This window comes from Sphingopyxis sp. 10G20-10 (genome assembly GCF_057365075.1).
The window spans coordinates 36,031-47,910 of the sequence record NZ_CP195117.1 but is presented as its reverse complement, the minus strand read 5'-3'; the positions used below and the strand labels follow the sequence as shown (position 1 = coordinate 47,910).

Genomic DNA, 11,880 nt, shown 5'->3' with positions numbered 1-11,880 from the left:
CGCATGAACCCCATAACCTCCCGCGTGCTACACGGGATAGCCCTCATCACCGTAGACCACCCTCCGGTCAACGCGCTGAGCGTAGTGGTACGCAAGGGGCTTCAAGATGCCATCGCCAAGGCTAATGCCAATCCTGATGTGGATGGCATCATCCTACGCGCAGCAGGAAACACCTTCGTCGCAGGCGCCGACATTAAGGAAATGCAGCAGGGGCGCCATCTTGAACGCCCCACCGTGCGCGAGATTCAAGACGCGTTGCAGGCAGGCAAGCCGAGCCTTGCGGCAATCCAAGGCGCGGCGCTGGGCGGTGGGTTGGAGCTGGCGCTCGCCTGTACCTTCCGCGTTGCGCTGCCAGATGCGGAGGCGGGCTTGCCCGAAGTCAAGTTAGGCCTGCTGCCCGGCGCTGGCGGAACGCAGAGGATTACCCGGCTGTGCGGCCCCGCCACTGCGCTCGACATCATCGTCTCGGGCCGCAAGGTTTCCGCGCAAGAGGCTCTGTCGATCGGCGTGTTCGATGCGCTGGTCGAGGATACGCAGGATGCGACGGTCGAGTTCTTGCGGGCACGGCAGGACGCGGACGAAATTCCGCAACCGATCCTCGAAAGGACGGACGTGATAAAAGAGGTCGACCCAGCGAACTTCGAGGCCGTGCGAGCCAAGGCCGCCAAGCGCGGTGCGAAGGCTCCCCAGCGGATCATCGAATGTATCGAAGCGGCCTGTCGGTTGGAGGGTGAGGAAGGTCTCGCCTTCGAACGAGCAAAATTCGATGAACTGAAAGGCGGCCCGGAGAACAACGCGCTGTCCCACGCCTTCTTCGCCGAGCGGGCCGCCGCCAAGCTACCGGATGGCGAGGCGCAAGACATTAATCGGGTCGGAATAGTCGGCGCGGGCCTGATGGGCAGTGGTATTGCGATCGCACTCGCCGACAAGGGCATCTCTGTCGAACTAGTCGATCGCGATGCAGGCTCGATCGAAAAAGCCCGCGGGCGCATCGCCGCGATTTACGAAGGCACGCGCAAGCGCGGCATCATGAGCACCGAGGAATGCCGCGCGGCGCAGACCCGGATCACAAGCGCCACCGATTACGGCCGGTTCGCGAAGTGCGATCTCGCAATCGAAGCCGTGCCCGAAAAGATGGAGCTGAAGGAAGCGGTTTTCGCGCAGCTCGACGAAGTTCTGCCCCCGCATGCGATCCTCGCCAGCAATACGAGCTCACTCGACATTGACCGCATGGCAGCGGCTACGGCGCGCCCGGGTTCGGTAATCGGACTGCATTTCTTCTCGCCCGCGCACATTATGAAGCTGGTCGAGGTCGTTCGGGGTAAAGCCAGCACGGCCGATGCGGTGGCGAGCGGCATGGCGCTGGTCCGCCGTATCGGCAAAGTCGGCGTGGTGGCGGGCAATTGCGACGGATTTGTCGCCAACCGCTCGCTGCAATTCTACACCGGTCAGGCTGAGTTCCTGATGGAACAGGGCGCCCGACCAGAACAGATCGACCGCGTGGCCGAGGAATTCGGCATGCCGATGGGTCCGGTCGCGATGCGCGACATGGCAGGCCTTGATGTCGCGGCGCTGGTGCGCGAAGTGCGTGCCAAGAGCTTGCCGCCGGAAGAACGCCTCTCTCCCCTAATTGAAAGGATGGTCCAGGCTGGACGGCTCGGCCAGAAGAGCGGTGCGGGCTTCTATCGCTACGAGAATCGCAAACGGGTGCCCGACCCTCAGGCAATCGCCATCATCAACGATACGGCGCGCGAACTCGGTGTCCAACAGCGCCGTTTCGACGATGTTGAAATTCGCGAACGGCTGTTCCTGCCTATCGTCAACGAAGGCGCGCGCGAGCTCGAGGAAGGCATCGCCCTGCGAGCGGGCGACATCGATGTGGCCTGGATTAACGGCTACGGCTTCCCCGCCTTTCGCGGCGGCCCGATGCATTGGGCCGAACAAGTAGGGATGGGTCGCGTGGTGGCCATGGCTGAGCGGCTCGGCGCCGACCTTGGCCCGCGCTGGCAGCCTTCCGCTCTTTTGAAAGATCTCGCTGCGACGGGTCGCGGCTGGGCCGAAGCCGGTTATTAAGGAGACGTTAGATGCGCGAAGCGGCCATAGTCGCCACTGCCCGTACGGCTATTGGCCGTTCAACGAAGGGCTCGTTTAACGCGACTGAGGCGCCAGTTCTGGGCGGCCATGTGCTGCGCGCCGCTGTCGAACGCGCAGGGATAGATCCCGAACGGATCGACGACCTCTATTTCGGCACCGCGTTGCAACACGGATCGCAAGGATCGAACCTAGGGCGGATGAGCATATTCGCCTCCGGACTTCCTATCGCGATTCCGGCCATTACGATGGACCGAAAATGCGGATCAGGCCTGTCGGCAGTGGCGATTGCCGCACGCTCGATCATGGCGGGCGATTGTGACGTATGCCTTGCGGGCGGTATGGAAAGCATCAGCCTGGCGATTCCGCAAGCCCCGCTGCCTGTGCGCAATGAATCGGTGATCACCCAGCAGCCGCATGCCTACATGGCGATGATCGAAACTGCAGAGGTTGTGGCCGAACGCTACGGCGTTTCTCGCGAGGCGCAGGACGAGTTCGCAGCAGATAGCCACCGACGCGCGGCGCGAGCGGTGAAGAGCGGTGCTTTCGCGGAAGAGATTGTGCCGATCACAGTCACTCGCGAAGTGCGCGACAAGGCAGGGAAGGTCATTGGGGAAGAAATGGTTACGGTCACCCGCGACGAAGGCGTGCGCGCCGATACGAGCGTGGACCGGCTCAGTCAGCTCAAGCCCGTTTTCCGCGACGGTGAACAGATCACTCAGGGGCAACATGTCACGGCAGGCAATGCGAGCCAGTTGTCTGACGGTGCCTCAGCCCAGGTACTGATGGACCGCGCGACTGCACAGGCCGAGGGTCGCGATATCCTTGGTATCTATCGCGGCTTCCAAGCCGTCGGATGCGCGCCGGATGAGATGGGAATTGGCCCGGTTCTCGCTATCCCCAAGCTGCTCAAGCGCGCGGGGCTGGAGGTCGGCGATATCGATCTATGGGAGATCAACGAGGCTTTTGCGAGCCAGTGCCTGTATTGCCGCGATACGCTTGGGATCGACCCGGAATTACTTAACGTGAACGGCGGTGCGATTGCGCTGGGGCATCCTTTCGGCATGACCGGCAGCCGACAGGTCGGCCATGCACTGCTGGAAGGCCGTCGTCGGGGAGCTCGCTGGGTCGTTGCATCAATGTGCACCGCCGGGGGCATGGGGGCAGCGGGGTTGTTCGAACTCCCATCCTGACGCTCAGGTTCGCTGCCGCCATCCTCTGCATTTCGCGGCAAATCGGTGTGAAAAGTTACAATGACTTCTCTTTGACTACGCTATTTTCCCACTCAGTGTGTCAACACGCGTGAGATATTGGACAAGCTGTTTCGCCTGCTGTGAGCGGGTTGTGCCTAGCTTCCGTTCAATCAAACGTTGCTAAAAATCGCGGACTAAATAGGCCTCGAAATAGGACGGTCTGCGCAGCTAATAGAGAGTTTGTGTCAGAAGAGGACTCAATAATAATTGATAACAATTTGTATTTATTTTCAAAGGGAAATTTGATTTACAAACATGGCACAACCACTGGTACTAAATAATTTTTAGGTAATGGTTCGTTTCCCGATCTCTATTCATATCATACGGCTTCATTTGGACTTGTACCGGATTTGCGCCGGTCACTTGAGAGTTTAACACTCGATCAAGGAGACCGACGAGATGAAGAAGCATACAGAAGAGTACAAACGCGAGGCTGTGCGGATTGCGCTGACCAGTGGATTGTCGCGGCGGCGTGTGGCACCGGATTTGGGTGTCGGCCTGTCGACGTTGGGCAAGTGGGTGTCGCAGTATCGGCCAGCTGATTTGGTGGCCGCGCTAGCCAAGCAGATTTGGCCCGCGAGAATGAACGGCCTCGCCTGGAGAACCGGATCCTCAAGGAGGAGAGGGATATCCTAAAAAAGGCCACGCAGTTCTTCGCGAGCCAGCGGCCGTGAGGCTCGCGTTCGTGGAGAGCTGGCGCCATATATGGCCGGTGGAGACGAACTGCCGGGTGATGCAGATCAGCCCCTGTGGCTATCGTTCCTGGCGCATGCGGCCGATCAGCCAGCGTTCCCGCACGGACGCTGGCTCATATCCGGGAGCAGTATAGTCTGAGCCTAGGCAGCTATGGGTTTGAGATGCGAGCGCTCACTCGGGCACATGAAGTCGTCCCAGCCCGAATGCTTGCGCAGCTTCTCCAGGAGAGCCAAGGACTGCCGCTACAGCGGCACACTGTGGAGTCGTCGTAGCTTGGTCCGCTCCGCCGGTATCCGCCAGACGGCATCTTCCCAATCGACCTCGGCCCATCGTCCAAAGCGAAGTTCGCCGGGGCGAAGGAATACGTGGGGCAGCAGTTGCACGGCAATTTTCACGATCGCCCCTCCTCCATATCCGTCGATCGTCCGCAGCACTTCCCCGAGCTTATGCGGTTCGAGCGCCGCGGCATGATGCGTAACCTTCGGCGTGGCCAACGCGTCCCCGAGTAACGCCGCGGGGTCATGCTTACATAGCGCCATCGCTACGCCATGGCGGAACACGCGGCTTGCGAATGCGCGAGTGCGAACGGCCGTCTCATGTTTCCCGGCGCGTTCGACTTTCTTCAAAGCGACAAGAACTTCGGCGGGTTCGATGGAATCGATAGGCCGACCACCGATGCTTGGTGTCAGATGGGACAGGAACCAACGCGCCTTATCGATCGTAGCTTCGGCCTTCCCGCTGGCCACAAACCTGACAGCAATGAAGTCCTCGGCTACGGAATTAAAGCTGTTGTCGGCAGATAACCGAGCCTTGATCTTCTTCATCTTGCGTTTGTGTGAAGGATCTTCCCCTGCCCTTATTAGACGGCGGGCCTCTTCACACTTTTCCCGTGCCTCCGCGAGCCGCACCTGAGGAAATGCGCCAAGAGCCAGACGCTTCTCCGAAGTGAGGAATCGGTACTTGAAATACCAAAGTTTTGACCCGCTAGGGCGAACCTCGATGTAAAGGCCTCTGCCATCAAATTTGCGATAGGGACGGTCGGAGGGCGTCAACGCAGATATCTGAGCGACTTTGAGGGTCATTGGGGCATCGCCTTCTTTCTGGTCGCCGTGCCCCCGAAACGCTGCCCCAAAAGTTGTGAAATCTGGGGGCATTTCTTGGAACAAAGCGAGACATCGGCTTCGGCCATTATGGCCGGAAACCGGTAGAATATCAACGATCTGAGACATTTTTGGAAGAAGTACTGGTGCCGCTTAGAGGACTCGAACCTCTGGCCCCATCATTACGAATGATGTGCTCTACCATCTGAGCTAAAGCGGCGTTCCGGCGGGGCCGTTAGCAAGGTGAGGGGCTTTGGGCAAGCGGCATTGCTGCACGGGGGGGTGACTGTGCGTGTTTGGGGCTGTCCTATCCCGTGTCCCGTGTCCCGTGTCCCGCGCTCCGCCCGCCTGTCCATCATTTACGTGGCCTTTACCATTGCGGGCGTATTGAGAGCGTTGATTATGGCGATTGGGGATATTTGATGGACAGCATGCGCGGACTGCTCTCCGGCGGCCACGACCAGGATGACGGCGCTATTGAAGCGCCGCCGACTGTCGGCATCGACGAACGCCGTATGCAGGTGCGCGCATACAATTTCTGGGCCGCCTTGTTGGAAGATCGGGCCTATCCGTCGGTCGAAGACCTTGACCTCGATCAGCTCGATGATTTCGGTACCAACGCTGTTTTGCTTGATTTTACGGCCGGTATTGAAAATCCGGGTATCGCCTTTCTGGGCGAACGGCTCCGCGCCGAATCCGGCATCGACGACGAAGTTCATTACATCAACCAGATCCCCGGGCGTTCGCTGCTGTCGCGGCTGACCGACCATTATCTTCAGATTATCGCCAACCGCGCGCCGATCGGTTTTGAAGCCGAATTCGTCAACGATAACGGCGTCACGATCATGTATCGCGGCATCTTATTGCCCTTTTCGTCGGACGACGACACGATTGATTTCATTCTTGGCGTGATCAATTGGAAAGAGGCCGCATCCACCGCGCAGGCGGAGGAACTGCAATTGTCGGTCGAACAGGCGCTGCGTAGCGCTCCGCCGCTTTCGGCACCGGCCCCGGTTTGGGCCGATGGCCCCGATTCGGAACATCTTGATGTAGAAGCGGGTCCGGGCTTTGCTGCCCTAGATGACGGCGATGCGCCGGACGAGAATCACCTGTCGTCGGCCCTTGACGCCATCGTGGCTTCGGGGTTCAAAAGTGCCGGGCCAGCAGCAGTTGTTGAGCCCGAGGCCTCATTCGAGCCCGAAGCACCACTCGACGACAGCGCCGAGTTGGCCGACTGGCTGGCGCTGGCGCGTGAAACCGCCGAACGCGCCCAAGCCGCCGACAGCCGCAGCCGCAACGCGCTATATCAGGCGGTTGGCAAGGCGTGGGATTTTGCCCTTGCCGCCGAGGACCAACCCGATGCTTTTGCCGAACTGCTCGACGATGCGGGGCTGAAGGCACAGGATCGCGCGCCGATGACCCCGGTGGTCAAGTTGGTCTTTGGTGCCAAATATGACAAAACGCGGCTGGCAGAATATGCCTGTGTGCTGGGCCATGCCCGCGAGGCCGGACTGTCGCGCGGTGCGTTGGGCGCCTATCTTGAAAGCTATCCGGGCGGCCTCAAAGCCCTGGTGCGGGCCGAACGCGCGCGTCGCAAACCCGCGGGTGAGGCAGCAAAAGCCGACGAAAAGCTTGAGGCCAAGCTGACCGCGCTGCGCGATGCACAGCCGGCTGTCATCATGGAGTATGATGCGGGCGATGCCGAATTTGTCGTGTTGCTCGCACGGCGGATGATGGACGGTCATATCGGGGTCGTGGCCCATGCCGAGGTTGATGCTGCGTTGCTTGGCAAGGTCGTGCACAAGGCCAACCCATTCTGATGTGATGCGTTCGCACACCGACTGGTTTGATCGACCTGTCGCAACGACGTAACACTCAAACCCAAAATTGAAATTATTTTACACAGCAGGGCTGCAGCCTCTTGAGCCGCCGTCGTCGTGGGCGCATAGAGGGCCATAGCGAGCGGGCTGGCTGAATAGCAGCATGGACGGCCTGCCGATTTGCCTCGGGATGCCGCCATTTATGCCCCAAAATTCAAAAGCAAAACGTCAATCCAAATTGACTGATACAGCTCGTCCGGTTGTCCCGGCGGAGCTTCAGGCCGCCTATGCCGAGGCGCTGCACGGCAGCGCATTGCCCGGCGAAGAGGATGGACTTGATAGCGAAGCGCTGAAAAGTGCGGGTGAATTTGCCGCGCGCGCCTCTTTGATGCGTAAGCCGGGGACGCCGTCCTTGCTACTCGAGGCGATGGCGAGTGACGGTGCGACGCGGCGGATGCGGCTGGCGGTTATCAATGACGATATGCCCTTTCTGGTCGATTCGACATCGCAGGCGGTCGTCGCGCAGGGATTGGTCATCGAGCGCATTCTTCACCCTGTGGTTGCGGCGAAGCGCGATTCGGGCGGAGCGTTGCAGTCGGCGTCGGCGCGGCCAGCCAAAGGCGATGGGCGCGAATCGGTTATTTATATGGAGCTTGAGCGCGGCGATGCGCGCGCGCGTCGGCGGCTGATTGACGGTGTAGAGGCGGCGCTGGCCGATGTGCGGGCGGCAGTGACGGACTGGCCTGCCATGCAGGATGCGATGCGCGCCGATGCCAAAGAGCGGGCCGAGGGCGAAGGCGCTGACCTGTTGAACTGGTTCATCGAAGGGGCGCTGACCCAGTTGGGGCATGAACATCGCAGCAGCGACGGCGCGAGCCATCAGGCACTGGGGATTTGCGCATCGAGCGCGTCGCCGCTTTTGTCCGCGACGGCGCTTGATGCGGCGTTTCGCTGGTTCGAGAACGGCGGCAAAGCGCCGTTGCTTATCAAATCAAACCGGTTGTCGGCGGTCCACCGCCGCGTCCTGCTCGATCTGGTGATTTTGCCGATATACAAAGGCAAAACAATTGAGCGGCTGTCGATCCATACTGGTTTGTGGACCAGCGCCGCGCTGTCGGCGCGACCGAATTCGGTGCCGATGCTGCGCGCCCAACTCGCCTCGCTGATGGACAAATTCGGTTTTGATCCCGGCGGCCATGCGGGCAAGGCCTTGTCACACGCGCTGACCGCATTGCCGCACGATCTGTTGGCGGCCTTCGATCCGGCGGCGCTTGAGCGGCTGGCGCTGACGTCGATGTCGATTACCGATCGTCCGCGGCCGATGCTGGTCACGGTCGAAGGCGCGCTTGGGCGTCACTTGTTCGTCTTTGTCTGGTTGCCACGCGACGAGGTCTCGACCGGACGGCGGCTGGCGATCGAGCGCATGTTGGCGCGCGAGGCGCGGGCCGGTGTCATTGGCTGGACCATTGTATTGGAAGATGGCGGCGCGGCGCTGCTTCGCTATACGCTGGATTTGCGCAGCGGCGGGGTGCTGCCCGATGCGGCGGCGCTGAATGTCCAGTTGGAACATATGGTGCGCGGCTGGCTGCCCGAGGTTGAGGCCGCCCTGATCGCACGCGGCGAAGAGAGTAGGGGCCCGGCACTGGCCGCGCGCTTTGCGCCGCTTTTCCCGCCCAATTATCGCAATCAATATGGTCCGGAAGAGGCGGCGCGCGACATCATGCGGCTGCGCGATCTGGATGCCGACCATCCGCGCGGCGTGCGTCTGGCGCGCAAGAGCGACGATCCAGACGGCCATTTGCGTCTGAAAGTTTATAGCGCGGTTGGCCCGATGGCCTTGTCGGGCATTGTCCCCGCGCTCGAACATTTCGGGTTTCAGGTGCTGGAGGAGATTCCGACCGCGCTTGATTCTGGACAAGCGCCGCGCAAGGGCGACACTCCTCCGACCTATATTCATGATTTCACGCTGCAACTTCCCGGCTCGGTCGATGAGGCCGCGCTGTTCGCACATGGACCGGTGATCGAAGAAGCGATTGCCGCAGTGCTGGACGGACGTGCGGAGAATGACGCCTTCAACCAGCTGGTATTGGTATCGCAGACCGATCCGACCGCGATTGTGTGGCTGCGCGCCTGGTTCCGCTATTTGCGTCAGGGTGGTGCCAGCTATGGCATGGATACGGTCGTTTCGGCATTGCGCAACGCGCCAGACCTGACCGCTGCGATGGTCGAACGTTTTGCCGCGCTGCACGATCCGGCGACGCAGGACGCCGATCGCGCGGCCTATCTTGATTCGGAGATTTCGGCCGGTTTCGCCGCGATTCAATCGATCGATGACGACCGGATTTTGCGGCTGTTCCATGCCGTAATCGGCGCGACGCTTCGCACCAACGCCTTTGCTCCGGCGGCGGCGGAGGCGCTGGCGTTCAAGCTGGATAGCAGCAAGGTGCCGGGATTGCCCAAGCCGCTGCCGTGGCGCGAAGTCTTTGTGTACAGCCCGCGGGTCGAAGGCATCCATTTGCGCGCCGGACCGGTGGCGCGTGGCGGGCTGCGCTGGTCCGACCGCCGCGATGATTTCCGCACCGAAATTTTGGGGCTGATGAAGGCGCAGCGGGTCAAGAACGCCGTGATCGTTCCAACCGGGGCAAAGGGCGGCTTCTATCCCAAAATGCTCCCCAATGCCGCCGATGACCGCGATGCCTGGTTCGCCGAAGGCACCGAATGTTATCGTATTTTCATCCGCTCCTTGCTGTCGATTACCGACAATCTGGTCGCGGGCGCGGTGGTGCATCCGTCCGACGTCGTCATCCATGACGGCGAAGACCCCTATTTCGTGGTCGCCGCCGACAAAGGTACCGCGACCTTCTCCGACGTCGCCAACGGGCTGGCGATGGAGCGTGATTTCTGGCTTGGCGATGCGTTCGCCAGCGGCGGGTCGCAGGGTTATGACCATAAGGCGATGGGGATAACCGCCAAAGGGGCGTGGGTCTCTGTTCAGCGGCATTTTGCCGAACTGGGCATCGATGTGCAGACCGACACGATCCGCGTCGCCGGTTGCGGCGACATGTCGGGCGATGTGTTCGGCAACGGCATGTTGCTCAGCAAGGCGATCCAGCTTGTCGCCGCCTTTGATCATCGCCACATCTTCCTCGACCCCGACCCCGATCCGGCGAAAAGCTGGAAGGAACGGCAACGCCTGTTCAACCTGCCGCGCTCAAGCTGGGTCGACTATGACGCCAAACTGATTTCCAAGGGCGGCGGGATATTCCCGCGAACCCAAAAGACCATTCCGTTGAGCCCGCAAGTGCAGGCGATGCTGGGCCTCAGCGTTGATGAGATCGAACCCGGCGCTCTGATGTCGGCGATATTGCGCGCCCAGCTTGACCTGCTGTGGTTCGGCGGCATCGGCACATATATGAAGGCGGCGAGCCAGAATAATGCCGAAGTCGGCGATCCCGCCAATGATGCGATCCGCGTCGATGCCGAGGAGATGCGCGTCCGCGCTATTGGCGAAGGCGCCAATCTGGGCGTCACTCAAGCCGGCCGCATTGCCTTTGCGGCGCGCGGTGGGCGGATCAACACCGACTTTATCGACAATAGCGCGGGCGTCGATTGTTCGGATAATGAGGTTAATATCAAGATCGCGCTCAATCGCGAAATGGCTGAGGGGCGATTGTCTCAGGCGGACCGCGATGCCTTGCTCGTCCGCATGACCGACGATGTTGCAGCGCTGGTTCTCGAGGATAACCGGCTGCAGGCGCTGGCACTGTCGATCGCAGAAAAGGGTGGTTCAGAGGCGGTGCCTTCCCTGGTTCGCCTGATGGAAACCTTTGAATCGGCGCGACGGCTTGACCGCAAGGTCGAAGGGCTGGCCGAGAATGACGAGTTGATGCGGCGGTCGCAGGAAGGGCGTGGTCTGACCCGTCCCGAACTGGCGGTGCTGTTGTCGACGGCCAAGTTGGCGTTACAGGATGCGATCGAGGCGAGCAATCTGCCTGATGATCCTGCACTGGCCAGCGATCTGGCCTCCGCATTCCCGACCGAGATGCAGCGCGATTTTGGCGTCGCCATTGCCGACCACCAACTGCGGCGAGAGATTATTGCGACCAAACTCTCCAATCGCATCGTCAACCGGCTGGGCGTTGTCCACCCGTTTGAACTGGTCGAGGAAGAGGGCTGCGCGGTCGGCGATATTGCCACTGCTTTTGTCGCGGTCGAACGGTTGATGGATATGCCGACATTGTGGCACGCGCTCGACACCGCCAAGATGGGCGAAGCAACGCGCCTGTCGCTGCTGTCGCAAGCCGCCGCGGCAATGACGTCGCAAATGGCGGATTTCCTGCGTATCACCTCGACACGGACGTTGCCGGGTCCGGTTATCGCAAGGCTCGATCCGGGTGTGGACCGGCTCACCGCAGGTGTCGACGCGCTGCTCAGCGAGTCGGTGCGCCTGCGCTGGGATGCGCTGTCGCAAGAGTTGCTCGACGCGGGTGCGCCAGAGGAATTGGCCCATGGTGTGGTTCGCCTGTTCAAGCTCGACGGGGCGATTGGTCTTGTCGATCTGGCGGCACGACGCGGCGATGATGAAATTGCCGTGACGCGCGCCTTCACCCATTTGGGCGAGGCGCTGGGACTCGACTGGGCACAAACACTCGCCGCGCATATGAGCCCGGCGGACCCGTGGGAGCGGCTGCTCGTCAACAGTCTGGCACGCGATTTCCAACAGATGCGGCTCGTCTTCCTTGGCAAACTGCCGGGCGACGATCTCGACGCGGCGGTCAGTGCATGGCTTGACGAGAACGCCCCGCGCGTCGCGCAATTCCGCGCGGTTGTTGATCGTGCGCGCACGATACCCAACCCCAATGGTGCGATGCTGTCGCACCTCGCCGGGCAAGTGCGGGGGCTGCTCGCGCGCTGATTATA

General features: G+C 61.1%; 6 protein-coding genes and 1 tRNA gene. 5 read left to right on the top strand and 2 right to left on the bottom strand.

Annotated elements, in window-relative coordinates:
• The first annotated feature begins 3 nt into the window (after positions 1–3).
• The 3 genes from ACR3XE_RS00195 to ACR3XE_RS00185 all read left to right on the top strand — a co-directional run bounded on the left by ACR3XE_RS00195 (position 4) and on the right by ACR3XE_RS00185 (position 3,980).
• On the top strand, positions 4–2,073 hold the full coding sequence (locus ACR3XE_RS00195) for a 3-hydroxyacyl-CoA dehydrogenase NAD-binding domain-containing protein (protein ID WP_486185819.1): 2,070 nt from the start codon (positions 4–6) through the stop codon (positions 2,071–2,073).
• An 11-nt stretch (positions 2,074–2,084) separates the two neighbouring features.
• Entirely contained in the window at positions 2,085–3,284 is a 1,200-nt protein-coding gene (locus tag ACR3XE_RS00190) for a thiolase family protein (protein ID WP_473699561.1), read from the top strand.
• A gap of 459 nt (positions 3,285–3,743) precedes the next feature.
• Positions 3,744–3,980 carry a transposase gene (locus ACR3XE_RS00185; protein ID WP_473699562.1) on the top strand — a complete coding sequence of 79 codons (237 nt, stop codon included), beginning with the start codon at positions 3,744–3,746 and terminating at the stop codon, positions 3,978–3,980.
• Between the two features lie 302 nt (positions 3,981–4,282).
• Here the strand turns inward: ACR3XE_RS00185 and ACR3XE_RS00180 are convergent, their stop codons facing one another.
• Positions 4,283–5,122: a tyrosine-type recombinase/integrase gene (locus tag ACR3XE_RS00180; protein WP_473699563.1), complete on the bottom strand. Its 840-nt coding sequence runs from the start codon at positions 5,120–5,122 to the stop codon at positions 4,283–4,285.
• A 162-nt stretch (positions 5,123–5,284) separates the two neighbouring features.
• Positions 5,285–5,360 (bottom strand) — tRNA-Thr (locus ACR3XE_RS00175).
• 202 nt (positions 5,361–5,562) lie between these two features.
• Here ACR3XE_RS00175 and ACR3XE_RS00170 point away from each other — a divergent pair.
• Positions 5,563–6,960: a PAS domain-containing protein gene (locus tag ACR3XE_RS00170; protein WP_473699564.1), complete on the top strand. Its 1,398-nt coding sequence runs from the start codon at positions 5,563–5,565 to the stop codon at positions 6,958–6,960.
• Positions 6,961–7,162: 202 nt separating this feature from the next.
• A complete protein-coding gene (locus tag ACR3XE_RS00165) occupies positions 7,163–11,875 on the top strand; it encodes an NAD-glutamate dehydrogenase (RefSeq protein ID WP_486185818.1) in 4,713 nt (1,570 codons plus the stop codon).
• Positions 11,876–11,880 lie beyond the last annotated feature (5 nt).